The organism is Ensifer sp. 22521, from assembly GCF_052044795.1.
Classification (GTDB): Bacteria; Pseudomonadota; Alphaproteobacteria; order Rhizobiales; family Rhizobiaceae; genus Ensifer.
Map to the genome: position 1 here is coordinate 14,251 of NZ_JBQENM010000018.1, position 26,985 is coordinate 41,235.

Sequence of the window (26,985 nt, forward strand, 5' to 3'; positions counted from 1 at the left end):
TGATCACCTGTGTCTCATGACGACGAGCGTGATGTCGTCATATATCTTCTGCTTGCCGATATGCGCCATCAGGTCGTCGATGATGCCCGCTTTGACGTCCTCGGCGCTTTGTCCGTAAAACTTTCCGGCGCTTGCGCACAGCCGCTCGATACCGAACAGTTCGCCCTTCGCGTTCGCCGCCTCGGTCACGCCGTCCGTGTGTAGCACGATCATGTCGCCGCGGCCGAAGGATATCTCGCGGGTGGCGACGAAAGCCGAAATGTCCGATTCGAGACCGATCGGCAGGCCGAGGTCGAGCGTGTCGATCCGCTCGATTTCGGCACCCTTGCGCACCACGATCAGCTCCTCGTGCTGCCCCGACAGCGTCAGGCGGCCGTGGTCGTAGTCGAGGAAGGCCAGCGACAGATGCTTGTCGGTGTTGGTGCGCACGATGTTCTTGTAGATGGCGCGGTTGAGGCGGTTGAGGAACTGCTCCGGGTCCATGTCGCCGGCTTCCTGCAGGGCGCGGGCGACCGACTGCACCATCAGCATCAGCACACCGCTTTCAAGGCCATGACCGGTCACGTCGCCGATGCCGATCTTAAGGCGCTCGCCGTCACGCAGCACGTCGTAGTAGTCGCCTCCCACCTCGTCGGCCGGCCGCATATAGGCGGCGATCTCGAGGTCGGCGATTTCCGCGAGCTCGCCGGCCTTCGGCAGCACCATCATCTGGATCTGCTTGGCGACGGCGAGTTCGGCCCCAAGGCGCAGGTTCTCGCTGCGCAGTTGGGTATTCAGCGTCGAAATCTGGTGGTTGGCGTCCTCGAGCTGCTTGGTGCGTTCGGTCACCAGGTTTTCGAGGTTCTCGGTGTGGTAGCTGATCTCTTCGGCCATGCGGTTGAACGCGATGGCGGCTTCACCGACTTCGTCGCGCGTCGTAATGGGCACACGGACGGAATAGTCCTTCGCTTCGATGCGGGTCGCCGCTCCGGCGAGCGCGCTGATGCCGCGGGTAACGCGCTTGGAAATGCCGAACACGGCGAGCGTGACGAACAGCAGCGAAGCGAGCAGGGCCAGGATCTGATAGATGAGGATGCGGTTTGTCGCTTCAGAGATACTCGCCTGCGCCGCAAACAGTGAGGCATAGATTTCCCGCTCCGGCACGACGATGCCAATCGACATGGTCTCGCGGCGCACCGGACCGGACACCCAGAAGTTCTCTGGCGCGAGCTGCTTCAGGAGAATGAGGTAGGGGACCTTCTCACCGCTCTCGTCGAGTAGTACCCGCTGAATGGCGCCATCGGCGCCAAGCGGCAGCTCTGTGATCGCGGGCTGTACGCTGCGGCGTAGCGAGCGCTCCAACCCGGTGACGCCTTGTCCACCAGTGTCGCTCGACCGCTGCAGGCCGATTACCTTTTCGCCGACCGGATTGATGGCAAGCACATTGCCGTCGGACATCACCAGAAATCCGAAGCCACTGTCGCCGACTTTGACGCTTTCGACAACCTCGGCCAGTTGATCGAGCGTGATATCGGTTCCGGTCGCTCCGGCGACACCCTTGCGATCGGGCGTCCAGAGCGGCTGGAAGAAACTGACGATCAGTTTGCCCGAGGCGGCATCGGTGTAAGGTGCCGTTTGCGTGGTATCGGCTGCAACGGGCCTGAGGTTCGGATGCTTCGCCCATTCCTCCCAGGACTCGTAGAGGCCGGGGAAGAAGAAGCTCCAGAAGTTGGCTTCGTTGTGACCGGGGTAGAGACGGTCGAATGTCTGCGCCTGATCGGCATAGGGCGCCATCCGCAAGATCGGCCGTTCTTTTGGCCCGACATAGTACATCTGCAGTTTGGAGCGGCCGTGCGCAAGCAGGGCGGGAGCAACCAGATCGAGAACGGCGCTGTTCTCGATATCGGTCTGCACCTCGGGCAGCGGCCGGTGGTCGGGGCCAAGGAGATAGCTCCAAACGCTTACGCTCGAGAGCTGTCCTGGAAGGTTCTGCGCCCACCCACCTTTGGGATCGTAGGTGACTGTAACGGATTCCGGTGCGTGCCGGGCAAGTGCCTCCCCCACGTCGGACCTGCGCACGGGGCGGTCGATCTGCGCCTGCAGCACGCCCGCGAGCGTGGCGACGTCGGCGTGAACCTGGCCGAGCAGAAGATTAACCCGCGCGGCCGTCGAAACCGCGTAGGTGCGCATGTAATCTTCGTTGGCCTTTTGCAGGCCCTGTCCGACCTCCGTCGTCGCGTCACGCGACAATCTTTGAACGTTCCAGAGCGCCAGACCGCCTGTTAGCAGGAGGTCGAAGAGCACGGCGCTGCCGACGACCAGTACGAACTTGGCGCGAAAGGATCTCAAACCGAACCGGGGACGTTGGATATTGCTTGCGCTCATAGTGGTTTGCGCCCGGACGCTGCCCAGATCGGCCAGCCTGCATAGCCCTTCGGATGCAATGCAGCGAAGATGTGGTCCCGGAAGCCCTGGCGAAAACGGTCGATGAATTCGGGTGCTTCGCCGTGTCTCGCCGCCATTGCCGCAAACATCTTCTCCCAGCCGGCGATGATGTCGGCGAAATCCTGTGGGTCACCGTCCAGATTTGTGACCATGAAGGATTCAACCAGGATGTCGTCGAAGCCCGCGTCGGCGAGATAGCGCCGGCTCTTCGGCCCGAGCTCCACATCCATCTCGAAATGGCTCAAAAGCCTCGCGAGCTCGTTGTAGGTCCATTGGATGCTTTGCGCCCGCGGCTCGCCGAGGCAGTGCGAGTTCTTCTCGTTGGTGATGTAGACCCGGCCGCCCGGCTTCACGATCCGATAGAGTTCCTTGAGAAGCAGCTCCGGCTGATTGAAGATCTGCAGCGAGTGGCGGCAGGCCACGAAGTCGAACTGGTTGTCCTCCAGTAGCATCTCCGACGCATCGCCATAGGTATATTCGATACCCGTCACGCCGAACTCCGCCGCCACCGTGCGGGCATAGGCGAGGCTCGGCTTCGAGTGGTCGAGGGCGACGATCCGCGCCGGCTGAAACTCCTTCTGCGCGAGCACGGCGAAATCGCCGATGCCGCAGCAGATGTCGGCCACGGCGATTCCGGGCCGCATGCCGTGGCGCGGCAGGATGGTGCGCTCGTGGCGCCAGGTCAATTTCGTCTGCGCGCGGAGGATTGGAATGAAGCTCGTATCCTCGAAGTAGTCCTGGCCGGGATAGAACATCGAATCATAGACCTCGACGGAGATCTGCGGCTCGATCGTGCTCAGGTGCCGGAACATGCGCGTCGTCCAGCTGACGACGCTGGACGTGACGATGACCAGACGCAGGTCCGATCGCTCGCGGCAGGCGTCGAGGGCGACCCGGATGAAGGCCTGGAAGGCCGTGTTGTTCATCTGGATGAGGCGCTTCACATCAATATAGAGAACGCCGCGCACCGCATCGATCGCTTCTCTCAGCGCATGGATGCTCTCGGCGATTTCATCGATCGAACGCGGCCGAATCGTTCCAGCAAGCGAGAAGATCTGGCTGTTCGGGTCAAAACCGACCTTGAAACGCTGAGGAAGACCCGCCGCGATCAACTCACCATTCCTTCACCTTCAAGAGGAAGATCCACGATCAGGGTGATGGCCGGAGCCGCATCCTCGTCAAGCCGGAGGCGGGCGTCGTAGTTCACAGCGAGGTCCAGAAGCACCGATTCCCGGCTGGGGGCAAGGTCGTTGGAAATGGCGTCGAGGTAGCGGGCCTGGGCATCGCTCTCACGGGTTTTCGATACCGCTTCACGATAGAAGCGCGCCTGGCCCGGCGGGCAGGGGAAGCTCAGCTGAACCCGCTCCGTGGCGCCTTGGCGATAGATCGACAACCCGATCTTGCCGTCGGTGGTGCCGCCGCGAAATGAAACCTCGAGAAGCTCGTTGAGCGCGGAGGAAAAGAAGTTCGAATGCCGTACCGGATCGGTCCGGTTGTGGCTGATCATACGCGCGAGGTAGCTCGAAACATGATCGCAATGGTGCCAGTCCGAGAGGAAATCTTCCATCTCCATATCGAACTGAAGCAAGGGCTCGAAAGCCGTCTCCGTGGTCTTGTTGACACTAGCACCCATGCAGCAATGTCCTCCGCACCCCGAACTCTGCCACGGCCATACGGCACTTTCTATAATGATTTCTAACCACGCAACCCCCGGATTTTGCACGTAAACAACCCAGGTGATGCGCCGCGCATCCCGCCGCGCAACGCACGGATGCGCCTAGAGCGTTGCCATTGCCGACGAGCGGCGAAGATAGGCGCCAATGGCGTCCGCCGGCATCGGCATGCCCAGGAAGTAACCCTGCAGCCGGTCGCATCCCTCTTTCCGCAGCCAGACCGCCTGTCCAACCGTTTCCACGCCTTCGGCGGTCACGCGCATACCAAGACCGTGGGCAAGGCCGATGATCGACCGGACGATCGTCTGGCTCTTTTCGTCGCTCTCCAGATCCTTGATGAAGTAGCGGTCGATCTTGATCGTATCGAAGGGGAAGTTCTTGAGGTAGCTGAGCGACGAATAGAAGGTGCCGAAATCGTCGAGGGAGATCTGGATACCGAGCACGTTGAGCGTGTTCAGCGTGTCGAGGTTGTTGGTCGTGCGTTCAAGCAGCACCGATTCTGTGACCTCGAGCTCAAGCCGGTCGGCCCTCAAACCTGCCATGTCGATCGCCTGGGCGATCCGGTCTGTCAGGCCCTCGCGCAGGAACTCCGCCGGCGACAGGTTGACGGCGACGGTGAAGTGCGACGGCCAGGTGGCAGCCTGCCGGCAGGCCTCCTCCAGCACCCATTGGCCGATCTCGTTCATCAGGCCGTCGGCTTCCGCCATCGGGATGAAGACGTTGGGCGGGATCGTGCCGACCAGCGGATGGTGCCAGCGCACAAGCGCCTCGAAGCCGACGATCGAAAATGGCGGCTCGACGAGCGGCTGGTACTCGATCGAAAACTGCTTGTCCTGCAGCGCGGTGCGCAGACTGCGGCGCAGCATCTCGCGCTGTTCGAGCACGATCAGCATGGAGCGGCTGAAGGTCTTTGCCCGGCCCCGTCCGTCCTTCTTGGCGGCATAAAGCGCAATGTCCGCCGCCTTCATCAGTTGCTCGATGTCGTTTCCGTCATTCGGCGCAATGGCAATGCCGATGCTGGCGCCGACGAAGACGGAGATGCCGTCGATCGTGAAAGGTTCGCCGAACGCCTGGATCAGGGTTTCGGCGAGATACTCGGCGTCTGCCGGCTGGTCGCTGTGGCGCTGGATGACGGCGAACTCGTCGCCGGCGAGGCGATAGGCGACTTCGCCGTCGCGAAGGGTGCCGCGGATGCGCTCGGCGGCCATTTTCAAGACCGCGTCGCCGGCGCCGTGGCCGAGCGTGTCGTTGACCGGCTTGAAATCGTCGAGGTCGATCTGCATCAGCGCCAGCTTCTCGCCCGGCGTCGGCAGGATGCTTTGCAGATCGTCGCTGAACTGCCGCCGGTTGGGCAGGCCGGTCAGCACGTCGTGGGTCGCCTGGTGCAGAAGCAGCGCGCGCTCGCTTTCGCCATGGCTGCCCACCTCGCGGCGGGTCGAGCGGCCGCTCGTTTCGAGCACGCCGATGCCACGCATGGCGCGGAAGACGAGCAGCGTGCGCCGTGATTTGGTGGTGGCGTCGACGACTTCGACGCTGCGCGGCACGCCGTGAGCGATGACGGATTCAACCGCGGCCTTCGACACCGGCGCAAGCAACTCGGGATAGAGATGCCACAAGGTGGCATCGACGAGCGTGCCGACTTCGTAAGTTTCCTGCAGCGCCGGCGAGGCGCCGGTCAGATGAAAGGCTTCGTCATAGAACGAGAGGACTTCGTCCAGATGGGCCGCAACGGGATCTTGCACTGAAGCTGAAGCAGACAAGGTTGCGTCAGTGTCCGGCATGCTTGCCTTTCCCTCTCTATTTCGAACGCGCCGGAAGAATGTAAAAGCCCGCTCCAACGGCGCTCCGGTTCGGCTCGTCCTTCTGCAAAGCTACCGCGTCGCCCGCCCGGGTCAATGCCAATAGGCTGCTTGCGATCTTACCTGTGGAAACCTCGCTTCGGAGCATGGCGAGCGCTGCTCGATATCCTTTGCCCCACACGGTTGTATATAAGCTTCATCTTGTATCATTTGCCATCATTGCATGCAATTTGGGGCGGAACAGCTGTGGGCGTTTCGGTTCCGCCTGCACGCATGTTCCATTGTGGGACGCCATATCAACAGGGGGTTCGGGTGTCTACTGCGGCCGGTCGCGGTTAAGCAAACGGCAGATACGCCCGGGCAACGGGGCCGTCGGGCTCCGTTTAAGTATCGGTTAACCATAAAGGAAGTTTTCAGGGGATTATGTGGCTTCACCCATCCCGCGATCACCCGGAATTAAGAACCACGGGCGAGTTGGCCACCGGGTTGCCGGCGGCCAATCGCTATTTAGGCTCAGTGCGTGCTCAAGATCACGTCGATCTTCTGGAAGGTCCGGACGTCGATCAAGCCCTTGTCCGAAATCCTGAGTTCCGGAATGACGACGAGGGCCAGCAGCGAGTGCTGCATGTAGGCGTTGTTCAACCGGCAGCCGCAGGCGCGCATCGCCTCGACGATGGCCGCGGCCTTCTCGGCAACGATCTCCGCCCGCTGATCCGACATCAGGCCGGCAACGGGAAGTTCGACCAGAGCCAGCTCGCGGCCTTGCTTGATGACGACGATGCCGCCGCCGACCTCGTGCAGTCGGTTGGCGGCCTTGGCCATGTCCGCCTTGTTCGTGCCGACGACGATCATGTGGTGGCTATCATGCGCGACCGTGCTGGCGATCGCGCAATCGCTGCCGTAGCCGAAGCCGGAGACGAAGGCGTTGACGACGTCGCCGGTGCCGCGGTGGCGTTCGACGAGCGCGATCTGGCAGATATCGTTGGCCCTATCCATCTGCACGAAGCCGTTTTCGATTGCGACCTCGGCCTCGAGCGCGCGCGTCGGCGCCTGGTTTTCGACGACGCCGATCACGTTCACCCGCGCCCTTGTAGCGCGTGCATTGGACGGAATGTCGAAATCCGCGGCGGTCAGCATCCGGCCAAGATGGACGGTGTTGCGGGCGCTTTCCGGATAGACATAGGCCGGGATGTCGCGCACCAGCGTCCCGCCTTCGGCCATGAGTTCGCCGCGGGCAAACACCATCTCGATCGGCAGCGCCGCGAGATCCGAGGTGACGATCAGGTCCGCCCGCCGGCCGGGCGCTATCGATCCGAGCTCGCGCTCCAGGCCGAAATGCTGGGCGGTGTTGAGCGTCGCCATCTGGATGGCGGTAATCGGTTTCAGCCCCTGTGCGATCGCATGGCGCACCACGCGGTTCATGTGTCCGTCATGAACCAGCGTGCCGGAATGGCTGTCGTCGGTGCAGAGCAGGAAATTGCGCGGATCGAGGCCGGATTCGGTGACGGCCTTGATCTGTGCGGCAACATCGTACCAGGCGGAGCCAAGGCGCAGCATGGCGCGCATGCCCTGGCGAACGCGGGCGATCGCGTCCTCTACGGTGGTCCCCTCGTGGTCGTCGGTCGGGCCGCCGGCGGCATAGGCATGGAATTCGCGGCCGAGATGCGGCGAGGCATAGTGCCCACCGACGGTCAGCCGCGCATCCTGGGTCGCAGCGATCTCGGCCATCATCTTCGGGTCGTTGGCAGCGACACCGGGGAAATTCATCATCTCGCCGAGACCGATGACGTTCGGCCAGGCGAGCGCCTCGGCGACATCTTGAGCGGAAAGCTCGGCGCCGGCGGTCTCAAGGCCCGGTGCGCTCGGCACGCAGCTCGGCACCTGGACGAGCACGTTGACCGGCAGGCTCTGCGCTTCCTCGTTCATCAGCCGGACGCCATCGAGGCCGAGCACGTTGGCGATCTCGTGCGGGTCGATGAACATGGTGGTGGTTCCGTGCGGGATCACCGCGCGGGCAAATTCGGTGACGGTGACGAGACCACTCTCGACATGCATGTGCGCGTCGCAAAGGCCGGGCACGAGATAGCGGCCGGCCGCATCGACGACCTTGGTATCGGCGCCGATCGTGTGGCCGGCGTCCGGGCCGACATAAGCGAAACGGCCGGCTTTGACGGCGATATCGGTCCCGGGAATGATCTCGCCAGAATAGACGTTGACCCATTTGCCGTTGCGGATCACGAGATCGGCCGGCTTGCGGCCCATGGCGACGTCGACCAGTTCGGGTGCGGTTCTCGACCAGGATTGAAGCATGTTTGTTTCCTTCGGATGGGCGATGTCGGCGCCCTTCCATAAAAAGGAGGGCGCCGAAGGATTTGCTGGTGGTCTATTGAGTCTGGGCGACGAGGGCTGCGGCAAGCAGCGCGACGAACCACATGACCGGTCTTACATCGCGCGCCCGGCCGCAGACCAGTTTGATCAGCACATAGGCGATGATCGCCAGCGACAGGCCGAGCGTGATCGAGAAGGTGAGCGGGATCAAGACGATCGCGAGGAACGCGGGGATCGCCTCGTCGAGCGCGCTCCAGCGGATGTTGCTGATCGGCTCGGACATGAAGAGACCGGTGAGGATCAGCACCGGCGCAGTGGCCACCGCCGGCACCAGCGAGAGCAACGGCGACAGGAACAGGAAGGGCAGGAAGAGCAGGCCGGCGATAAGTGCCACCAGACCGGTCCGGCCTCCTTGCTGGATGCCGGCGCCGGATTCGAGATAGACGGTCGCGGGGCTGGTGCCGAGCGGGGCCGAGATCAGTGCGGCGATCGCATCGACATGCATCGATTCGCGGATATTGCGCGGCATGCCGGTCTCATCCTTGAGGTCGGCCGCTTCAGCAAGGCCAAGGAATGTGGAAAGCGCCTCGATGAAGTTGGTGAACAGGAAGACGAAGATGAAGGGCAGATAGATCAGGTTGAGCGCGCCCAGGAGATCGATCTGACCAACGAAGCTGAAATCCGGTGCGGCGGAGAAACCGCTCCAGTTGACCAGCGTGTGCACGTCGGGCGTCTCCGGCCAGAACGCGCTGCCGTCGCCCCACCAGCGGCCGATCGGGATCGCAAGGATGGTGGTGAGGATCATGCCGGCCATCATTGCGCCGGGAACGCGCCGCACCACCAGCGCCACCGTCAGCACGAAGCCGGCGATGAAGGTGAGCGTCACCGGGTTGAACTGGGTCAGCCCGACGATGGTGTCGGGATTGGCAACGATGAACTTGGCGTTTTCCAGGCCGATCAGCGCGATGAAGAGGCCGATGCCGCAGGCGATGCCGTAGCGCAGATCGACCGGGATTGCCTCGATGATCGTCTGGCGCAGGTTGAAGAACGCCATGATGGTGAAGAGCACGCCGGCCCAGAAGACGCAGCCGAGCGCGACCTCGAGCGGAACCTTGGCGCCGACCACCATCGTGTAGGCAAAGAGCGCATTGATGCCCATGCCCGGCGCCACCAATATGGGGCTGCGCGCATAAAGCCCCATGGCGCAGCTGCCGATGAAGCTGACGAGCACCGTCGCCGTCACGCCTGCCGAAAACGGGATGCCGGCATGCGCCAGGATCGAGGGGTTGACGACGATGACGTAGGAGGCCGCGAGAAAGGTCGTGAGGCCGGCCAGGATTTCGGTGCGGACGGTGGAGCCGAACCGCGAGATCTGGAAGTAGCGATCAAGAAGGGCGTGAAGCCAGGATGTCTCCGGGCTAGGTGCCGCCTCCACGGTCTTGTTCTGAATGTTCATTTTGTTCCCCTTTTTTGAAACGGCAGAGGGGGCCGGCATGACCGGTCCCCTCCTGGAGCATTATTCTGCGGCTTCGGCGCGCTCGTCTCCTCGAGCGGGCGAAAACGGCGAGATCACCTTGAGCCCGACACAATCGACGACGCCGAGGTCGGTGATCGCATATTCCGGGATCGCCGTGATCTGCAGCACGAACATGTACATGAAGGGCCAGGGAAGCGGGCAACCGAGGGCTCGGGCCGCATCGTCGAGTTGGTCTTCCAGCGCCGCCATCTCGGCCGGTTCGATGTCGGAGACGATGCCGCCGATCGGCAGGTGCAAGAAGGCTTCAACCTTGCCGTTCCTGACCACGACCTGGCCGCCATTGTGGGCGATCAGGTGGTTGATGGCGATGCGCATGTCTTCGAGGTCGGCGCCTATGCAGATGATGTTGTTGTCATCGGGCGCGGTCGAGCTGGCCATCGCGCCTTCGCGCAAGCCGAAGCCGGAGGTGAAGGCGACCGGGCGGTTGCGGGTCTTGCCGTAGCGCTCGACGACCGTGATGTATTGCACGTCCCTGGCGGGATCGGCGAAGACCTGGCCGTCCTTGACGGCAAGGGTCACGTCGCGACGGGTGCGCACGAAGATCTTTTCCGGCGTGACGGCGATCGCCAACGCCTCGGCCGTGTCGCCGGCGCCGTCATAGGCGACCTTGAGGTCGCCGGGCTCAAGCTGTGCGACCTTGACGGAGTTGCGCAGGGCAACGCTGCGCACCGGCGGCGTCAACTCGATCGCCATCTTGCCATCGCGGGCGACCACTTCGCCCTTGGCGACGACGGTCTCGATGTTGAAATCGCGCAGGTTGTTGACGAGCAGGATGTCGGCGGCGCGGCCGGGCGAGATCGAGCCGACCTTGTCGTCGATCCTCAGCGCATCGGCGCCGTTGATCGTCGCCATCTGGATCGCCGCCATCGGCGAAATGCCTATGGCGATCGCCATGCGCACCATGTTGTCGAGATGGCCGCGCTTCAGGATGTCGCTCGCGACCACGTCGTCGGTGCAGAAGCTGATGCGGCGGAGCGCCTTCACGCCCATTTCCGTCACGATGCGCAGGTTGTCCGCAAGGAAATGCGAGATCGAGGATTCACGCACCACGACATGCATGCCGGCGCGCAGCTTTTCGAGCATCTCTTCCGGCGTGTAGCTCTCGTGGTCGGCGCGAACGCCCGATTGCTGGTAGCCGTTAAGCCGTGCGCCGCGGGTCATCGGGCAGCAGCCAAGCACCGGCAGTCGGCTCTTTTCGGCGAGTTCAAGCGCCGCCAGCACGTCGGCGTCTTCCTCCTGGATGAATTCGCGGACCGTTTCCCAGATGCCGACGCATTCCGGCCAGTTGTGTGTCGCCTGGTGGTCGGCCGGGCTGAAGTAGTGGCCGACGGTCGAGCGCGGCATGGTGTAGGGCGTCTTGCAGGGGGCTCCCCAGAAGACTTTCAGCGGCGTCTGCTTGGCTTCATCGAGGAACTCGCGTGCTGCAGCCGGCCCGCCGACGACGATGATCTGGTCGAGGCCGGTGACGATCGAGGTCGTGCCGAGCGGAACGACGGCCTTGGCAAAGCTCGTCAAAGACATCTTCGAGCACTCGACATGCAGATGCCCGTCGATCATGCCCGGTGCGAGATATTTGCCCGTGGCGTCGACGATCTTGGTCTCAGGGCCGATATAGTCGGAGATGTCGCCGACGGCGATGATGCGTTCGCCATAAATGGCGACGTCGGCCTGATAGATTTCCTCCGAGACGACATTGACGAGGCGACCGCCCCGGATCGCCAGCGTTGCCTTGCCGCCGGTGCCTGATGCGGCGCGAATGAATTCTCTGATATCGCTCACTGGAACCTCTTCTCCCTTAGCTCCAGTGAACATTCCCAATTCCCATGCGTTTGCACAATGGGCCGAAACAGGCTATTTTCTGAACATATCATCCAAGATTTTGGACGAAATATGGATCTCTCGCTTATCGACTGCTTCGTGAAAGTTGCCGATTCCCGTTCTATTTCAGCGGCTTCCAGGCGGTATCGGCTGCCTAAGTCGACACTCAGCCACAAGATCCGCCAGTTGGAGGACGAGTTCGGCATCGAGCTCTTCGTGCGGGAAGGTCACCAGCTTCATGTGACCGATGCGGGCGCGGAATTCCTGCGCTATGCGCGGCTCATCCAGTCGAATTGCGACGATGCGGCAACCGCAATGGCCGAGATGCGCCAGGAGGTCGTGGGCACGCTGCGGGTGGGTTCGACCGGCGAGTTCGGCACGACCATCACGTCCGAGCTGCTCTACGCCTTTCGCCAGCAGTATCCGCAGGTCAATCTCGACGTCGTCTTTCTCCCCTCGCGTCAGCCGTTTTCCGATGTCACCGAACAGGCGCTCGACGGTATCTTCCACTGGGGCGAGCCGTCGGATGTGGATTACATCAGCCGGCGGCTTTCGGTCTCGTCCTACGGTCTTTTCGCCAGTCCGCAATACATCGCCCGCCACGGACAGCCGGAAAATCCGGACGAACTTGCCGGCCATCGCGGCCTCGTCTTCCGCCAGCCGACGCGGCTGCAATCCTGGTACCTGACGCAAGCCGGCGAGGACGAGGTGGACCTGCTGCCGGCTGCGACCTGCACCACCAACGACTACTGGACGATCAAGTATTTCGCGGTGGCAGGCGAGGGCATCGCCTACCTGCCTGACTTCTTCGTCGAGACCGAGCGGCAGGCCGGCCTGCTGGAACCGGTGCTTTGCGACTGGCGCTCACCGCAGACGGCGATCAACCTCATCTATTCGCGCCGCCGGCACGTGTCGAAACGCTTCAAGGCCTTCGTCGATTTCTGCATCGACTTCTATCGCGATCGGGATCGGGTGAAGATCCCGCGCTATTACGTCGAGCGGGTCAGCCTTTGACGCTGGTCGTCGCCTAGCGAAGCAATGTAGGCAGCATGCTCGCGCCATCGACATTGCCGCCGCAGAGCAGCACGACATTGGTCTGGCCGGCGTATTTTTCGGCGACCTGGCGGAAGCCGGCGAGCGCGAGGGCTGCAGCCCCTTCGACCAGCATATGCTCGTCAAGAAGCAGCTCGCGCATCGACGCTTCGATTTCCGCCTCCGTGCACGTAACCACCTCGTCGATGACGGCCATAGCCAGCGCGAGCGTGACACTGTCTTCATCCAGGCCACCGGCGACCGCCTCGGCGAGTGTATCGAGATGTTCCGTCTCGACGACGCGACCCGCGTTTATCGAAGCGGCAAGTGCTGCGGAATTGGCGGCGGAAACGCCGATGACGCGAGTGTGCGGGCTGAAACTCTTCAGCACCGAGCCGATGCCGCTGATCAGCCCGCCGCCGCCCATGGCGACGAAGACATTGTCGATGCGTTCGGTCTGTTCCAGCAGTTCGAGCCCAATGGTTCCCTGTCCGGCGATGATCTCACGATCGCTGTAAGGCGAGACGTAGACACGCTTGTCCGATGCGGCCAGCCGCTGGGCTTCCTGTTCGGCGAGCCCTGTTTCGCCGCCGTGGAGAATGACGTCGACGCCATAGGAGCGGATGCGTTCGAGCTTCGCCGCCTTGACGATCTCGGGCAAGACGACGGTCAGTTTCTGGCCGATCGCGCTTGCCGCATGGGCAGCACCGATGCCATGGTTGCCGGAGGAGGCGGTAATCACCCGCTGATCCCGCGGCAGCGACGTCATCTTGCTGGCGGCACCTCGGATCTTGAAGGAACCAGTCAACTGCAGGTTCTCCGCCTTGAACAGCACAGTCGAAGACGTTTGCCGTCCGATTGCGCGGGAGGGGATCAGCGGCGTCTCATAGATGAACGGACGGATACGCTGGCGCGCCTGTACGGAGCGTGCTGCTGTTTCGAAAATGTCTTTGTTCATGATCGTGCTCCTTCAGCGCGCCCAAGCAGACCGAGCGCAGCGAGCGCGGCACGGGTGATGGCGATATCCTGTGTCGCGATCCCCGTCAGGTCGGCGATGGTGATGTCTCCGTCCGAGCGCCGACCCTTGGTCGCACCGGAAAGAACCGCTCCGAGCGCAACGCAGCGCCCTTCGCCGATCGATCCTGCCCGCGCAGCGGCGGAGAATTCGCCGTGATCTAGGCATTGCTCGGAGAGATCGACGAAAAGCCGATCGGCGCGGGCAACGAGCGCGATGTCGAGCTCCTGCTTGCCCGGCGCATCCGCACCCATGGCGGTGATGTGCGTGCCGGGAGCGATCCAGTCCGACCGGATCAGCGGCTCTTTCGAGGGTGTCGTCGCCACGATCGCATCGGATTGGCGGCACAGCGCTTCCAAGTCGGTTGTCGCCTCGATGGCAAGCTCAAGGTCTGCAAGATCGGCAAGCACAGCGGCTACTTTTTCCGGCGACCGTCCCCAGACCGAGAAATGAAGCTTTCGATCCGAGAGCGCGGCGAGCGCGCGGATCTGGACGCGCGCCTGCGTACCGGTGCCGACGATGCCGACCGAGCGGGTGTCGCTGCGCCACAAGGCCATGGTCGCGATGGCACCGCCGATGCCGGTGCGCAGATCGGTCAGCATCCCTTTATCGTCGAGCACCGCGACCACGTCTCCAGTCTCGGCGGAGACCGCAACCATCATGCCGTTGCTGGATGGCAGCCCCCTGGCCGGGTTGTCATAGAAACCGGACGCGATCTTCACGACGAAGATCGGATCGCCTTCGATGTAGCCATATTTGATGTGGCAATCGGCATTGCGGCCGATGAGCGGCAGGTAGCCGACCGGCGGCAGGTTGGCGCGGCCATCGGTCACAGCAATATAGGCGTCGCGGATCGCCGGGGCCGCGAGTGTCAGCAGGGGCAAGGATGCAAGTTTTTCGCGGTCGATGACGATCACGGCGCGCTGCCCTGGCTCAGGTATTTGTAGACGGTCGCCCGGCCCATGCCGAGGATGCGGGAGATGTAGGAGGCGGCGTTCTTGCCGCCGAAGGCACCATCGGAGGAAAGGGCGATCACCAGCGCCTGCTTGTCGGTCCGGCTCATCGTCGAGATCGTCAGCGCGCGGGCCGTCGTCCATTGCTGGACATACTCGTTGACGCGCTCGTGCCAGTCTTCCTTGAACAGGCTCTCCGGCTTGTCGCTGCTTGCAGGCACGCGGACAAGCGCGTTGAGGGTCCTGAGTGCGGCGTGAAAGTCCGAGACATCGGCGTTGATGCAGAGCACGCCGATCGCCTTGCCGTCTGTACCTCGCAGCACAGCGCTGATCGCTTTGATCGAGCGGCCGTCCCAATTGACCTTCTCGTAGGGACCGATGACCCCGTCCGCTTCCTTGAAACCGATTTCGCTGAGCAGCGAGGGTTCGCCGATTTCCCGCTTGGAAAAATTACCGGCGATGTGGATCACGGTTTCGGTTGCGAGATCGTGCAGCACGACTTCGGCATAGGGCTGGAACAGCAAGGCGATCGCGTCGCAGACCAGCATATGCGGGCGGAGTTCGGGATTCACGGCCTTTCCTTTCTTCAGGAACCGTCCTTAAATCACCCGTGGACTAAAATGTCCATATTGGATTTTACGTCCGCACATTTCAAAAACCGCGACAGCGGCGTGCGAGATTTTCGCACGCTGCTATTGGAACTGCCGATGGGAGAGTGGGGATCAGGGTTGGCGCACGCAGGTAATGCGGGCGCCGGAATGGGCTCAGCCCTTGTTGGGGCCGCCGCGCCAGGTGCACAGCAGATGATCGAGCGACAGCTTGCCGGGACCGGAAGCCATGAGGCCGAGTGCCATTGCCGCCCAGGTGATGTGGATGGGCCAGCCGTCCGGAACGGTCAGTTGCACGACTGCGGTCATCACCAGCAGCCCGAGCGCGGCAAAGCGGGTTGCCAGACCGAACACCAGCAGGATCGGCAGAAGGATCTCGGCCGAGCCCGCGGCAAAGGCCATGACCGCCGGTGCGGGATAGGGATAAGGACCGCCGGGAAGATGCAACTGAAACTCCGAACTGAAGAGCAGCACCGCGACATCGTTCAACTGTAGGAAACCGTCCCATTTGCTCATGCCGGACCGGAAGAACGGCACGGCCAGCCCAAAGCGCAGGACGAGTTGCGCGAGCCAGAGGGGAGCGAGCGCGCCGACCGCCCGGTTCGCGCGGCGGGCCCAGTGCGACAGGTCGGTGGCATTGACGCTGTTTCGGGAGCTGGATGCGGACATCATGGTTTCATCCTCCGTAATGAATGGCCGAGAAGGCGCCGGCCTCGAGCGCCGTTGCGATGGCGGTGGCGAGGTCGAGCGAGGGATATTGGCTTGCTGCTTCCGTTGCCGCCGTGGCCAGGGGAACACCTGACAGCAGGCGGTCGAGCAGAATGTCCGCTCCGGGTGTGAGGTTGCGGACAGCCACCTCCAGTTCCGGGCGGGTGATCAGCGCGCTTTCCGGCGCCAAGGACTCGATTCGGTCGACGGGTCCGCTCGCCCGGTTGACGGCAAAGATCGTCACAGCGGGATAGTCGGATGGGACGATCCGGGTCGCCGGGTGCGCCTCGAAGACGGCGTCGCCGAGCCGGTCCGGCGGAACGGCGGCGAGTGCATCTGGCGTCAGCGCCGACTTATCGGCGGCGTGATAGGCATCGAGCCAGGCGCGTTCGATCCGCGCCACATCGGCAAGCCAGGGCATCGCTTGGGCGTACTCGTAGCGCGCGATGAAGTTGGGAAAGTCCCGGCCGTATTCGAAAAGCAGCGGCGAGGTCGGGGGCGTTTCCCGCACGTGAAAGCGGGCCATGGCACGAAAGAAGGTTTCGCCGGTGATGCGCTCAGTCGCCGGGAAGGTCGCCGCCAGCGCCTCGATCAGGCTGACGGTGACGTTGTTGCGGTAGACGTTGAAGCGCTTGACGGCCGCCTTGCCATTCGGGCCGGAGACCAGCGTCGGCGTCTGCCGTTCCGGATCAAGAAGCGGCGGCACGAAGCCGGCGACATAACTGCCGGCGGCGCCAACGCGCGCGGTGGGTAGTCTGCTAGGCGCTTGCACGGAACTTCTCCCGTGACGCCACCTGCGCATGGCGGTCAAGGATCCGTTGTGCGGCCGTCGCCTCGCGCTTCAGCACCGGCCAGTCGGGAATGGCGCTGTCCCATTCGATCAGAGTCGGGATGGGGCCGGTCCGAGCGATGACCATTTCGTAGAGTTTCCAGACGGCATCGGCGACCGGCCCGTCGTGGCTGTCGACCAGCAGCAGTTCGCCCTCGTCGTCCTGCTGTTCCGCGTGCCCGGCAAGATGGATCTCGCCCACATGCTCCAGCGGAAAGTCGCCGAGATAGTCGAGCGCGGAATAGCCGTGGTTGGTGGCCGAGACGAAGACGTTGTTGACGTCGAGCAGCAGTCCGCAGCCGGTGCGTTTTACCAGTTCGCGAATGAACGCCGTTTCGCTCATCGTCGATTCCCGGAAGGTGACATAGGTCGAGGGATTTTCGAGCAGCAGCCGGCGGCCGATCATCTCCTGGACCTCGTCGATATGATCGGCGACGCGAGCGGCGGTCGCCTCGGTGTAGGGCAGCGGCAAGAGGTCGTTGTAGAAGGTGGTTTCGTGGGTCGACCAGGCGAGATGCTCGGAGACAAGGGCCGGTTCATAGCGGTCGACCAGATCCTTGAATCGGGCGAGATGCGTCTTGTCCAGCGGTTGTGGCCCGCCAATCGACATGCAGACGCCATGCAGTGAGACCGGAAAGTCCTCGCGGATGCGGGTAAGTGCTGCATGCGGCGGACCGCCGGCGCCCATGTAGTTTTCCGCATGAACCTCGAAGAAGCCGCCCGGCGTATCATCGGCGAGGATTGCCGGCAGGTGCTGGTGCTTGAAGCTGGTTCCCGCCAGCCCGGCGATTTCATGTTTCGGCAGACGCTGGCTCACCAAGGCAAACCGGCCGCCGTATCCTGTCGAAGTGCTCATCGCCAATCCCGTTCAGTATTCGAGTGCTTTTCAGTGGCGGGCTGAAGCGCCACCGTTTGGTGAAAGCCTGTGCGGAACGGGACGCGATTGCCCCGCATCCCGTTCCGCTCTGTGGTGGATCAGGAAGGCATGTCGCGGGCCAGCGGCTGCGGCGAGCCCTTGCGACCGTCGGGCAGTTCCATGGTCGTGCAGGTGCCGCCATCGACAAACTTCCAGGCGTTGCCCTGATAGTCGACCGTGGACGTGGCCTGGCAGGTCGTGCCCGGTCCGGCGGCGCAATCGTTGTGACCCTTGAGGGCGACGCCGAAGCACTTTTCCTTGCCCGCATCCACCGCGCTTTTGACCTGTGCTTCGGTGAGCGGCGCTGCGGTCGCGAGCGTCGACAGGGCGGCCGCAACCGCGCTTGCGAGCATTGCGCTGCTGATTGTGGACTTCATGGACATCATTCTATCTCCGTGTTGAACTCATCCCGTGCGTCCTGTCTCAGGCGCACATCAGGTCTTTCGTCGCGGAGACAGGGGGCGTTACATAACGTTGGCAACACGCTTTCGTGATGCGTTCGCGAGCGGTCACGATGATGTCAGCCGGCTTGACAGCGCTGCCCATGCGAATTTGGGATGAGTGTGTAACAAACGCCTGGAATCAGCGAATGGGGAGGAAAGGCGCGAGTGAGCGGCGCGGAGGACGAACATCTCGCAAGTTTGCTTCGCCAGGCCTTGGCCGGTGACGAGAAAGCCTATGGCGACTTCCTGCGTGATGCTGCGCTCGTAATCCGCGGTTGGGCGAGGCGGTGGACCGCGGGCGGCGGCGTCGATGCGGAGGATATCGTCCAGGAGGCGTTGCTGGCGGTGCACGTCAAGCGTCATACCTGGCGAGGCGATGCGCCTGTTATCCCTTGGCTCCATGCGATCGCCAGGCACAAATTCGTCGATGCCGTCCGGCGGCAGGCCCGCCGCCCGACGGTGGGCATCGACGAATATGAAGAAACTCTTGCGAGCGCCGAATCCGAAAAGGCCCGCGATTGGGAGATCGGCCGGGCGCTGGAGGGCCTCGCGCCCGGGCAACGGGCAGTCGTCAACGCGATCTCGATCGAAGGCTGCACGATCGCCGAAACGGCGCAGAGACTGGATATGAACGAAACGGCGGTTCGCGTGGCGCTTCACCGCGGCCTGGCTGCAATCGCCCGCCGATTTGGACGAAACTGACATGGACACGAACGATCTCATCAAAGCTCTTGCAGCGGATATCCGGCGGCCCGGATTGTCTATGAATACTGTGTGGCTGGGCGCCGCAAGCGGGGCGCTCATGCTCGCCGGGCTCGTCTTCTTCATGATGCTTGGGCCGAGGCCGGATATCGCCGCCGCTGTTGAGACGCTGCGCTTCCTGTTCAAGTTCGTGGTCACCGGTGCCCTCGCGGCGGCAGCCTTCGCAGCCATGCGCGTTGCGGCCTGGCCCGAAGCCGAGTTGCGCAAGCTGCTGCCCTATCTCTGCGTCGCGCCGTTGCTGGTGCTCGTTGGTGTCGCGCTGGAACTGATCGCCCTGCCGTCTGATACCTGGGCTGCAAAACTGATCGGCACCAACAGCGTGCTTTGCCTGACCTTCATTCCTCTGATCGGCTTGGCGCCGCTTGCGCTCTTCCTGCTGGCGCTGCGCCACGGCGCGCCATCGCGGCCGGCGCTTTCCGGTGCGCTGGCGGGGCTTGCCGCAGGTGGCATCGCTGCGACCTTCTATGCCGCCCACTGCCCCGACGACTCGCCGCTCTTCGTCGCGACCTGGTACACGATCGCGGTCTTTGGCCTGACGCTGCTTGGAGCCATTGGCGCGCGTTTGGCCGTCCGCTGGTAGCAGCGCCGGCCAGCCTCCGATCGGATTGAAGCGGTGGTGAAAACAAAAAAGGCCGGCAAGGCCGACCTTTTCCCGTTCGCTGCGTCACACTGCCAGTACATCCGTGGTCAGGGTTTCCGCGCGAACTTCGCCCGGAGCCTTCGGATGAATTCCGGCGGGCTCCACGGGCAATTCGATGATGCCTATGTGTGGTGCCCGGCTACGGTTTTCAAGCCTTTGGTCCAAAAACGCGGTGGCACCTTCGTTTCCGGTACTTCCACTAGCAATGGATGCTGACGCCATGTTCGTGCAGGAGCGCAACGAGGTGCTCGTCCGGCAGCCTGTCGGTGACCAGCGCATCGATGTCGGCAAGCGACGCAAGCCGGACGAGCGCCCGCCGGCCAAATTGCTGCTGTCGACTGCGAGAATGACGCGCTCGGCCTGGCGCATGGCGGCCGAGACGGCGGCGACTTCGGCGTGATCGTCGTCGCCGATGTCGGCGCTGGTCGAAGCGGGCATCGACTTCAACATCGCGCCGGACGCGACCTTTGGCGTCAACTACACCGGGCAGATTGCGTCGGGCGTCTCCGACCACGGCGTCAAGGTGAGCTTCTAAGGCTCACGCCGAGCAGCAGAGCATTGCAAGGGCTGACCTTGCTCGAGGATTGGAACGCCGCGCGGTAATGCGCGGCGTTCTCGACGTTCGCGATCTGCGTCCAGCGACTGTTGCAAACCGGCCGCAGCCGCGACGATTGGCGCCATGGCAAGATTTCTGCACTTGGCGGTTGCGCCCGATTCGCCTATAGGTCGTCATCCGGCAACCAATCAGGGAGGTTTTAAAAGATGCCAGCTTTTTCTTTCTCCCTACGGGGCGGCGTACAGTTCTGAGCTGGACGCAGAAGGGCACTTTCGCCTTTCCGTCTTTTCCAGGTCGGAGTTCGTCTCGCTGACCTTGGCCCTTCCTCCCCGGAGGACGCTGCCAAACCAATGATGCCGCATCGGAAGCTGGGTTCCTTTTTTCGGCATACTCCGTTTTGAATCAGTTTTGAGGCCGATGCATGGGCATCGGGCAATCGTTATGGCTTTTACTCGTTTCGATCTGCGCGGCGGTGCGTTCCGCAGCGTTCTTGGTTTCACTTGGGTCCATTGGAAGCGGCAGCCGCTGCGGATCAGTGTCATCCTTGGCATGGTTCTGCTGTCAACGCTCGCCGACGTCCTGACGCCGCTCTATTCCGGCCGGCTTGTCGACGCCGTCGTCTCCGGTGCGGCAGCCGATCAGCTTGCCTGGAATGCGGCACTTGCTGCCTTCTGGATGCTGATGGCGCTCTCGCTCGGCGCGATCATACTCAGGCACTTCACCTTCCTGGGCGTCACCGATCTGACGCTCAAGATGATGGCCGACATCGCGTCTGCCGCCTTCTACCGCATCCAGCGCTTCTCGACCGACTGGCACGCCAACAGCTTTGCCGGTTCGACGGTGCGCAAGGTGACGCGCGGCATGTGGGCGCTCGATCTGTTGAACGACACCTTGCTTGTGGCCCTGTTCCCGTCCGTCGTAATGCTCGTCGGCTCGACGGTGCTGATGTCGTTCTACTGGCCGATGATGGGTGTCATCATCGGTATCGGTTCGATCGTCTTCATCGTCGTGACGATCCTCCTGTCGCTCGGCTATGTCGCGCCGATGGCAAGCCTTGCCAACCGATGGGACACGAAGCTCGGCGGTGCGCTCGCGGATGCAGTCAGCTGCAACATCGTCGTCAAGGGTTTCGGTGCCGAAGGCCGGGAGGATGCCCGCCTCGCCAAGGTTCTTGCCAAGTGGCGGGACCGCACGCGCAGAACCTGGATACGCGGCACGACCAACGGCACGACACAGGGAGCCATGCTGCTCGTCTTGCGCGCGGCGGTGATCGGCTTTGCGCTCCTGTTGTGGTCGCGCGGGCAGGCAACGGCCGGTGACATCACCTTCGTGCTCACCTCGTTCTTCATCCTGCAGGGCTACCTGCGTGAAGTCGGGCAGCACATCCGCAACTTGCAGCGCTCGATCAACGACATGGAGGAGCTCGTCGACATCCATGGCCAGCCGCTCGGTATCGAGGACAAGGCGGACGCCAAGCCGATCCGGATCACCGATGGCCGCATCGAGTTCAAGGATGTGACGTTCCACTACGGTGCGCACCGCAAGCCGCTCTACGACCGGTTCTCGGTGACGATCCGGGAGGGCGAACGTGTCGGTCTCGTCGGGCATTCGGGCTCGGGCAAGACGACCTTCGTCAAGCTGATCCAGCGTCTGCACGACCTGAAATCCGGGCAGATCCGGATCGACGGTCAGGACATCGCTTCGGTGGCGCAGACGTCGCTGCGTCAGCAGATCGCGATCGTCCAGCAGGAGCCAATCCTGTTCCATCGCTCTCTGGCGGAGAATATCGCCTATGCGCGACCGGACGCCACGCAGAGCGAGATCGAGAAGGCGGCGAAGCTCGCGAGCGCCCACGACTTCATCACGTCCCTGCCGAAGGGCTACGGCACGTTGGTGGGCGAACGCGGGGTAAAGCTCTCGGGGGGCGAGCGGCAGCGCATCGCCATCGCCCGTGCGTTCCTGGCGGATGCACCGATCCTGATCCTGGACGAGGCGACCTCGAGCCTTGATTCGGAATCGGAGGTCTTGATCCAGCAGGCGATGGAGCGGCTGATGCTCGGGCGCACGACTTTGGTGATCGCGCACCGCCTGTCGACGGTGCGGGCGCTCGACCGGCTGCTGGTGTTCGATCATGGTCGGATCGCCGAAGAGGGCACGCATGACGCGCTGATCCGTCTCGACGGCGGCATCTACCGCGGTCTCTTCGAGCGCCAGGCGCTGGAACTGACCAAGGGTCTGGTGTTGAACGACCAGTAAGCCGCCTCTTTTGGAGGCACCTCCAAGTCCTTTCGCCGCGCCTTTGCCGGGTGCGGCGAAAATCTATCGATCTATCGGCTGAGCCAGCGGTCGATGCCGCGGGCGGCGGCACGGCCGGTGGCGAAGCAGGCGGTCAGCAAATAGCCCCCGGTCGGCGCTTCCCAGTCGATCATCTCTCCCGCAACGAAGGTGCCGGGCAGTGCCTTCAGCATGTAGCTTTCGTCGATCGAATCCCACTGAACTCCGCCTGCCGAAGAGATAGCTTCGGCGATCGGCCGCGGGCGCAACAGCGGTATCGGCAGCGCCCTGATCAAGGCAGCGAGATCAGGTGGACCCATCCGGGCGGCTCCGGGCGCCAGTTCGCGCAACAGGGAGGCCTTCACGCCTTCGAGCCCGGCTCCCTTGCGCAGGCGGTTTGAGAAGCTGGTCTTGCTGTCGAGGCGGCCAAGGTCCTTTTCCAGTCTCGCAACGCTTCTCCCCGGCGTGAGATCGACCACCAGGTCGGCCTCTTCGCCGCGCGCCAGCCGATCTCTGAGGGCGGCCGCATGGGCGTAGACAAGGCTGCCTTCGATGCCGTTCCTCGAAACGACGAATTCACCAGGAACCGTCCCGGCCGCGGATGTGGCGGTGACACCCTTGAGGGCGGCACCCGAGAAGCGGTCGCGGAAGGTTTCGCTCCAGTCGACGTCGAAGCCGCTATTGGCGGGTTGGAAACTGGCGACGGCCACGTCCCGCACGTCCAACCAGGGAACCCAGGCGGCATCAGATCCGAGGCGGGGATAGCTCGCGCCGCCGAGTGCGAGCAATGTCGCATCGGCACTCACAAGCTTTTTGCCATCAGGTGTGTCGAAGGCGAGTTCGTTGCCCTCAAAGCCTGTCCAACGATGTCGGGTCAGGGTCCGGACCCCACGACCTTCCAGCGATTTCAACCAGGCGCGCAGCAACGGCGACGCCTTCATGACCTCGGGAAAGACACGTCCCGACGAGCCGACGAAGGTCGCGGTTCCCAGCACCGCCGCCCATCGCCTGATATCATCGGGCGTGAAGGCATCAAGCGCCGCGCGCAGCCGCGGCGACGCGTCACCGAAACGTTCGGCAAAGACGGCGTAGGGTTCGGCATGGGTAATGTTCAGGCCCGACTTGCCGGCGAGCAGGAACTTGCGCGCGACGGTCGGCATGCTGTCGTAGACGGTGATCGCGTGGCCGCGCTCCGCCAACACCTCCGCCGCCATCAGCCCGCTTGGCCCGCCGCCCACAATGGCGATGTTCTTTTGTCCCATGCGCTTGCCCGGTCACAGATTCCATGTCGCCGCACTCTTGGCCCGGCGGCGCGCGGCGCGCAACCCCGCGCGACGTGCGCTCAGCGGCGATTGGAACCGTTGAGCTTCCGCTCGAGCCAGAGGCTGTAGCGCGAACCGGTGAAGCAGATTGCGAAATAGACCAGCGCCGCAAAGATATAGGCCTCGCTGTAGAAGCCGAGCCAGGTCGGGTCGGTCGCCGAAGTCTTGGCCGCGTTCAGCAGATCGTAGATGCCGATGACGGCGAGCAGCGAGGTGTTGAGCACGATGCCGATCGAGAGGTTGACGATTGCCGGGATGACGGCAGTGAGCGCCTGCGGCAGCACGACCAGCCGCAGCATCTGGATCCGGCTGAGGCCAAGGGATAAGGCCGCCTCCTTCTGCCCGGAGGGGATCACCTGCAGGCCGGCGCGGATGACTTCGGCGAGATAAGCCGAGAAGAACAGGGTAACGCCGATCTGGGCGCGCAGCAGCTTGTCGATGGCAGCACCGCTTGGCAGCGCCATCGGCACGATCAGCATGGCCACATAGAGAACGGCGATCATCGGCACGCCGCGTAGCACCTCGATGAAGGCAATTGCCAGGCACCGCACGATGCCCATGTCCGATTGGCGGGCAAGCGCCAGCAGCAGCGCGATCGGGAAGGCGAAGGCGAGGCCGGCGATCGAGACGGTGAGCGTGATCGGCAATCCGCCCCAATGATTGGTCGACACCGGTTCCATGCCGGCTGTGCCCGCCATCAGCAGCCAGATCACGACAAGGGCCAGCAGCCAGACCGGTACCAGGCGGAAGCTCCAGAAGCGGGGAAGGGCAGAGACCGTGAGCAGCGCCGTGATGAGAGTGAGCACCAACGCCGGTCGCCATTGCAGCGGGGGCGGAAAGAAGGCGAAGAGCATGAATCGAAACTTGGCACCGACGAAGGCCCAGCAGGCGCCGGCCGTCTCTGTTGCGCAATCGGCCGACGTGCCGGACCACACGGCATCGACGACGGCCCAGCGGAAAAAGGGAAGTGCGAGCCAGAGCATCGCCGCGAGCGTGGCAAGCGTGACGAGGCCATTGGCCCAGCCGCTGAAGAGGCCGTCGCGCCAACGGTGCCAGTCGGGCGCGACGGGCGGCGCAAGTTCGATCTGGCTCATCGCTTTCCTTCCTCGCGCAGAACCACGCGGCGGTTGTAGAGGTTCATGACGGCCGAAACCGCAAGGCTGATGGTCAGGTAGACGGCGGCGATGATAATGATCGCCTCCAGCGCCTGTCCTGTCGTATTCGCCGTCGTGTTGGCGACGCTGACGAGGTCCGGGTAGCCGATCGCGACCGCGAGGCTTGAATTCTTGGTCAGATCCAGGAAGCTGGAAATCATTAGCGGCGTAATCACCCGAAGCGCCTGCGGCAGCACGACGAGGCGCAGGATCTGAGCGGGTTTCAGCCCGAGCGCTCGGGCCGCCTCCCATTGACCCGATTTTACCGACTGGATGCCGCTGCGCACGATCTCGGAGATCGAGGCCGAGGCATTGACGACGAGGCCGATCAGCAGGGCTGCGAACTCGGGTGTCAGCGACAGGCCGCCGCGAATGTTGAAGCCGCCCTTGGCGGGGATTTCGACAGAGGCCGCGAAACCTAGGGAGGTGAGGGTGAGGTAGCAGAGGGCAAGCGCCCCGAGCGCAGCACCGGCCGACTTCGGCAGATAGAAGGCTGAGCCTGCAAACAGGCGACGGCACAGGACGAGCGCGGCGAGGACAGCCAGCACCACCACCGAAAGCCAGACCACCGCTGGCAAGCCTTCGACCGAGAGCGAGGGAAGATAGACGCCACGATTGCTGAGATAGATGCTGCCGAGGAAAGAATAGGCGCCGCGCGGCGGCGGCAGCGCGTGGATGATGGCGCTCCACAGGAAGAGTTGTAGCAACAACGGCGTGTTGCGCAAAAGCTCGACATAGGAGTGAACGAAGCTGGCCAGCAGCAGGTTGCCCGAGAGTCGCGCGATGCCGAGCGCAACGCCGAGCACGGTTGCAAGCAGGCAGCCGACGACCGCGACCTTGATCGTGTTGGCAATGCCGGCGCCAAGCGCGCGGGCATAGCTGTCGCCGGCGGAATAGGAGAGCAGACTCTCGCCGATCTCGAAGTTCGCCTGGTGAGAGAGAAAGGCGAAGCCCGGCGTCAGCCCCATGCGGTGCATGCTGTCGGCGGTGTTCTGGCCCAGGAATGCGAAGAGCAGGAGCACGACGACGAAAAGCAGGCCTTGCAGCAGTGGCAGCGGCCCGATCCAGGTGCGCAGCCGCGAGACAGGTCCGGGCCCCGAAGGGCCCGGTCGGCTATGGCGTGTCATGGGAAAAACCATGAAGCGGCTCAGCGGAACGGCGGCGAGTAGAGGAGGCCGCCCGCGGTCCAAGGCTGGTTGTAGCCGCGTTCGAAGTTAAGGGCCGTGCCCTTGCCGACGTTGCGCTCGAAGATTTCGCCGTAATTGCCGACGGTCTTGATGATGTTGTAGGCGAACTTCGGATCAAGGCCGATCGCTTCCCCAAGCGAGGGATCGACGCCGAGGAAGCGCTTGATCGCGGGGTCTTCGCTCTTCAGGAACGTGTCGACGTTGTCCTTGGTGATGCCGAATTCCTCGGCCTGGATCGTCGCATAGACGGTCCAGTTGACGATTTCGAGCCACTGGTCGTCACCGGCGCGAATTGCCGGCGCCAGCGGTTCCTTCGACAGACGCTCCGGCAGAAGCACGTAATCGTCGGGCTTCGAAAGCTGCGTGCGCTTAGCGGCAAGGTCGGTCGCGTCCTGGGTGAGCGCATCGACACGGCCGCTGTCGAGCGCCTTCAGGAACTCGCCGGTTTCTTCGATCGTGACCGGCGTGAAGGCCTTGCCCGTCTTGCGGAAGAAGTCGGCGATGTTGAGCTCGCCGGTCGTGCCGCTCTGGACGCCGATGGTCGCGCCGTCGAGTTCCTCGCCCTTGCTGACGCCAAGATCCTTGCGAACCAGCAGGCCCTGGCCATCGTAGAAAACGACGGGACCGAAATGGAAGCCAAGCTTGAAGGCGCGGCTGACGGTCTGGGTCACGCCCGAAAGCAGGATGTCGAACTCTCCGGACTGCAGCGCCGGCAGGCGCTGCTGCGGCGAGGAGTTGGTGAACTCGACCTTTTCGGCGTCGTTGAAGACGGTGATCGCGATGGCGCGGCCGAAATCGACGAAGAAGCCCTGCCAGCGGCCGCTGCTATCGGGCGAGAAGAAACCCGGCGTGGTACCGACGCCGACCTTGATCACGCCGCGCGCCTTGATCTGGTCGAGCGTTTCGCCGGCAAGCGCTGACGTGGCGATGAGGCCGGCCGCCAGCGCTGCCGTCGCGGCAAAGGCTTTTGTGAAAAGTTTTCGGTGAGTGAAATGTCGCTGCATGAA

24 protein-coding genes are annotated in these 26,985 nt (G+C 63.3%); 6 read left to right on the forward strand and 18 right to left on the reverse strand.

The window, feature by feature from the left end; translation table 11 throughout:
• Positions 1-3: 3 nt before the first annotated feature.
• From ACTJKE_RS24410 to ACTJKE_RS24440, 7 genes are all read right to left on the reverse strand, one after another.
• Positions 4-2,364 (reverse strand): SpoIIE family protein phosphatase, encoded by a 2,361-nt coding sequence (locus tag ACTJKE_RS24410; RefSeq protein WP_058327336.1) that lies wholly within the window; start codon positions 2,362-2,364, stop codon positions 4-6.
• Entirely contained in the window at positions 2,361-3,536 is a 1,176-nt protein-coding gene (locus tag ACTJKE_RS24415) for a class I SAM-dependent methyltransferase (protein ID WP_057255455.1), read from the reverse strand. The genes ACTJKE_RS24410 and ACTJKE_RS24415 overlap by 4 nt, the downstream gene beginning before the upstream one ends.
• Complete coding sequence (locus ACTJKE_RS24420) at positions 3,533-4,057, reverse strand: hypothetical protein (RefSeq protein WP_057255456.1); 525 nt, start codon at positions 4,055-4,057, stop codon at positions 3,533-3,535. Before ACTJKE_RS24420 ends, ACTJKE_RS24415 begins: the two co-directional genes overlap by 4 nt.
• A 144-nt stretch (positions 4,058-4,201) precedes the next feature.
• Positions 4,202-5,878 (reverse strand): putative bifunctional diguanylate cyclase/phosphodiesterase, encoded by a 1,677-nt coding sequence (locus tag ACTJKE_RS24425; protein WP_440692683.1) that lies wholly within the window; start codon positions 5,876-5,878, stop codon positions 4,202-4,204.
• A 531-nt stretch (positions 5,879-6,409) separates the two neighbouring features.
• A complete protein-coding gene (gene ade / locus ACTJKE_RS24430) occupies positions 6,410-8,206 on the reverse strand; it encodes an adenine deaminase (protein ID WP_440638278.1) in 1,797 nt (598 codons plus the stop codon).
• A gap of 73 nt (positions 8,207-8,279) precedes the next feature.
• Complete coding sequence (locus tag ACTJKE_RS24435) at positions 8,280-9,680, reverse strand: NCS2 family permease (RefSeq protein ID WP_058327334.1); 1,401 nt, start codon at positions 9,678-9,680, stop codon at positions 8,280-8,282.
• 60 nt (positions 9,681-9,740) lie between these two features.
• A complete protein-coding gene (locus ACTJKE_RS24440; RefSeq protein WP_058327333.1) occupies positions 9,741-11,540 on the reverse strand; it encodes an adenine deaminase in 1,800 nt (599 codons plus the stop codon).
• Positions 11,541-11,651: 111 nt separating this feature from the next.
• On the opposite strand from ACTJKE_RS24440, the gene ACTJKE_RS24445 reads away from it, so the two are divergent.
• Positions 11,652-12,593 (forward strand): LysR substrate-binding domain-containing protein, encoded by a 942-nt coding sequence (locus ACTJKE_RS24445; protein ID WP_440638281.1) that lies wholly within the window; start codon positions 11,652-11,654, stop codon positions 12,591-12,593.
• A gap of 13 nt (positions 12,594-12,606) precedes the next feature.
• On the opposite strand, the gene ACTJKE_RS24450 is transcribed toward ACTJKE_RS24445, so the two are convergent.
• From ACTJKE_RS24450 to ACTJKE_RS24480, 7 genes are all read right to left on the reverse strand, one after another.
• The gene (locus ACTJKE_RS24450; RefSeq protein ID WP_113514791.1) at positions 12,607-13,569 is read right to left on the reverse strand and encodes a pyridoxal-phosphate dependent enzyme; all 963 of its coding nucleotides are present in this window, start codon (positions 13,567-13,569) and stop codon (positions 12,607-12,609) included.
• The gene (locus ACTJKE_RS24455; protein ID WP_162764808.1) at positions 13,566-14,543 is read right to left on the reverse strand and encodes an ornithine cyclodeaminase family protein; all 978 of its coding nucleotides are present in this window, start codon (positions 14,541-14,543) and stop codon (positions 13,566-13,568) included. Before ACTJKE_RS24455 ends, ACTJKE_RS24450 begins: the two co-directional genes overlap by 4 nt.
• On the reverse strand, positions 14,540-15,151 hold the full coding sequence (locus ACTJKE_RS24460; RefSeq protein WP_245296101.1) for a helix-turn-helix transcriptional regulator: 612 nt from the start codon (positions 15,149-15,151) through the stop codon (positions 14,540-14,542). Before ACTJKE_RS24460 ends, ACTJKE_RS24455 begins: the two co-directional genes overlap by 4 nt.
• A gap of 192 nt (positions 15,152-15,343) precedes the next feature.
• Positions 15,344-15,856 (reverse strand): DoxX family protein, encoded by a 513-nt coding sequence (locus tag ACTJKE_RS24465; RefSeq protein ID WP_440692685.1) that lies wholly within the window; start codon positions 15,854-15,856, stop codon positions 15,344-15,346.
• Between the two features lie 7 nt (positions 15,857-15,863).
• The gene (locus ACTJKE_RS24470; RefSeq protein ID WP_058327328.1) at positions 15,864-16,667 is read right to left on the reverse strand and encodes an HvfC/BufC N-terminal domain-containing protein; all 804 of its coding nucleotides are present in this window, start codon (positions 16,665-16,667) and stop codon (positions 15,864-15,866) included.
• Positions 16,654-17,580 carry an MNIO family bufferin maturase gene (gene bufB, locus ACTJKE_RS24475; RefSeq protein WP_058327327.1) on the reverse strand — a complete coding sequence of 309 codons (927 nt, stop codon included), beginning with the start codon at positions 17,578-17,580 and terminating at the stop codon, positions 16,654-16,656. The genes ACTJKE_RS24470 and bufB overlap by 14 nt, the downstream gene beginning before the upstream one ends.
• A 119-nt stretch (positions 17,581-17,699) precedes the next feature.
• The gene (locus ACTJKE_RS24480) at positions 17,700-18,023 is read right to left on the reverse strand and encodes a BufA1 family periplasmic bufferin-type metallophore (RefSeq protein WP_440692687.1); all 324 of its coding nucleotides are present in this window, start codon (positions 18,021-18,023) and stop codon (positions 17,700-17,702) included.
• Between the two features lie 225 nt (positions 18,024-18,248).
• On the opposite strand from ACTJKE_RS24480, the gene ACTJKE_RS24485 reads away from it, so the two are divergent.
• The 5 genes from ACTJKE_RS24485 (at position 18,249) to ACTJKE_RS24505 (ending at position 22,297) form a co-directional block, all read left to right on the forward strand.
• Entirely contained in the window at positions 18,249-18,785 is a 537-nt protein-coding gene (locus ACTJKE_RS24485) for a sigma-70 family RNA polymerase sigma factor (RefSeq protein WP_058327326.1), read from the forward strand.
• A 1-nt stretch (position 18,786) separates the two neighbouring features.
• Complete coding sequence (locus ACTJKE_RS24490) at positions 18,787-19,425, forward strand: NrsF family protein (protein WP_058327325.1); 639 nt, start codon at positions 18,787-18,789, stop codon at positions 19,423-19,425.
• A 280-nt stretch (positions 19,426-19,705) separates the two neighbouring features.
• Positions 19,706-19,885 carry a hypothetical protein gene (locus tag ACTJKE_RS24495; RefSeq protein WP_176907510.1) on the forward strand — a complete coding sequence of 60 codons (180 nt, stop codon included), beginning with the start codon at positions 19,706-19,708 and terminating at the stop codon, positions 19,883-19,885.
• A gap of 12 nt (positions 19,886-19,897) precedes the next feature.
• Positions 19,898-20,020 carry a hypothetical protein gene (locus ACTJKE_RS24500; RefSeq protein WP_440692689.1) on the forward strand — a complete coding sequence of 41 codons (123 nt, stop codon included), beginning with the start codon at positions 19,898-19,900 and terminating at the stop codon, positions 20,018-20,020.
• 462 nt (positions 20,021-20,482) lie between these two features.
• Entirely contained in the window at positions 20,483-22,297 is a 1,815-nt protein-coding gene (locus tag ACTJKE_RS24505) for an ABC transporter ATP-binding protein (protein ID WP_058327323.1), read from the forward strand.
• A gap of 71 nt (positions 22,298-22,368) precedes the next feature.
• Here ACTJKE_RS24505 and ACTJKE_RS24510 read toward each other — a convergent pair whose 3' ends face one another.
• The 4 genes from ACTJKE_RS24510 to ACTJKE_RS24525 all read right to left on the reverse strand — a co-directional run bounded on the left by ACTJKE_RS24510 (position 22,369) and on the right by ACTJKE_RS24525 (position 26,982).
• A complete protein-coding gene (locus ACTJKE_RS24510) occupies positions 22,369-23,577 on the reverse strand; it encodes a TIGR03862 family flavoprotein (protein ID WP_440692691.1) in 1,209 nt (402 codons plus the stop codon).
• A gap of 80 nt (positions 23,578-23,657) precedes the next feature.
• On the reverse strand, positions 23,658-24,731 hold the full coding sequence (locus ACTJKE_RS24515; protein ID WP_058327321.1) for an amino acid ABC transporter permease: 1,074 nt from the start codon (positions 24,729-24,731) through the stop codon (positions 23,658-23,660).
• Positions 24,728-25,918: an amino acid ABC transporter permease gene (locus ACTJKE_RS24520; RefSeq protein WP_058327354.1), complete on the reverse strand. Its 1,191-nt coding sequence runs from the start codon at positions 25,916-25,918 to the stop codon at positions 24,728-24,730. The genes ACTJKE_RS24515 and ACTJKE_RS24520 overlap by 4 nt, the downstream gene beginning before the upstream one ends.
• A gap of 20 nt (positions 25,919-25,938) precedes the next feature.
• Positions 25,939-26,982, reverse strand: a complete 1,044-nt coding sequence (locus ACTJKE_RS24525) for an amino acid ABC transporter substrate-binding protein (RefSeq protein WP_058327320.1) — start codon at positions 26,980-26,982, stop codon at positions 25,939-25,941.
• Positions 26,983-26,985 lie beyond the last annotated feature (3 nt).

Excerpts from the sequence above, each read along its gene's own strand:
- ACTJKE_RS24410 (WP_058327336.1), bottom strand. The coding sequence starts at position 2,364 with ATGAGCGCAAGCAATATCCAACGTCCCCGGTTCGGTTTGAGATCCTTT.
- ACTJKE_RS24420 (WP_057255456.1), bottom strand. The coding sequence starts at position 4,057 with ATGGGTGCTAGTGTCAACAAGACCACGGAGACGGCTTTCGAGCCCTTG.
- ACTJKE_RS24425 (WP_440692683.1), bottom strand. The coding sequence starts at position 5,878 with ATGCCGGACACTGACGCAACCTTGTCTGCTTCAGCTTCAGTGCAAGAT.
- ade (WP_440638278.1), bottom strand. The coding sequence starts at position 8,206 with ATGCTTCAATCCTGGTCGAGAACCGCACCCGAACTGGTCGACGTCGCC.
- ACTJKE_RS24435 (WP_058327334.1), bottom strand. The coding sequence starts at position 9,680 with ATGAACATTCAGAACAAGACCGTGGAGGCGGCACCTAGCCCGGAGACA.
- ACTJKE_RS24445 (WP_440638281.1), top strand. The coding sequence starts at position 11,652 with ATGGATCTCTCGCTTATCGACTGCTTCGTGAAAGTTGCCGATTCCCGT.
- ACTJKE_RS24450 (WP_113514791.1), bottom strand. The coding sequence starts at position 13,569 with ATGAACAAAGACATTTTCGAAACAGCAGCACGCTCCGTACAGGCGCGC.
- ACTJKE_RS24465 (WP_440692685.1), bottom strand. The coding sequence starts at position 15,856 with ATGTCCGCATCCAGCTCCCGAAACAGCGTCAATGCCACCGACCTGTCG.
- bufB (WP_058327327.1), bottom strand. The coding sequence starts at position 17,580 with ATGAGCACTTCGACAGGATACGGCGGCCGGTTTGCCTTGGTGAGCCAG.
- ACTJKE_RS24480 (WP_440692687.1), bottom strand. The coding sequence starts at position 18,023 with ATGTCCATGAAGTCCACAATCAGCAGCGCAATGCTCGCAAGCGCGGTT.
- ACTJKE_RS24490 (WP_058327325.1), top strand. The coding sequence starts at position 18,787 with ATGGACACGAACGATCTCATCAAAGCTCTTGCAGCGGATATCCGGCGG.
- ACTJKE_RS24495 (WP_176907510.1), top strand. The coding sequence starts at position 19,706 with ATGTTCGTGCAGGAGCGCAACGAGGTGCTCGTCCGGCAGCCTGTCGGT.
- ACTJKE_RS24500 (WP_440692689.1), top strand. The coding sequence starts at position 19,898 with ATGTCGGCGCTGGTCGAAGCGGGCATCGACTTCAACATCGCGCCGGAC.
- ACTJKE_RS24505 (WP_058327323.1), top strand. The coding sequence starts at position 20,483 with ATGGCTTTTACTCGTTTCGATCTGCGCGGCGGTGCGTTCCGCAGCGTT.
- ACTJKE_RS24510 (WP_440692691.1), bottom strand. The coding sequence starts at position 23,577 with ATGGGACAAAAGAACATCGCCATTGTGGGCGGCGGGCCAAGCGGGCTG.
- ACTJKE_RS24515 (WP_058327321.1), bottom strand. The coding sequence starts at position 24,731 with ATGAGCCAGATCGAACTTGCGCCGCCCGTCGCGCCCGACTGGCACCGT.
- ACTJKE_RS24520 (WP_058327354.1), bottom strand. The coding sequence starts at position 25,918 with ATGACACGCCATAGCCGACCGGGCCCTTCGGGGCCCGGACCTGTCTCG.
- ACTJKE_RS24525 (WP_058327320.1), bottom strand. The coding sequence starts at position 26,982 with ATGCAGCGACATTTCACTCACCGAAAACTTTTCACAAAAGCCTTTGCC.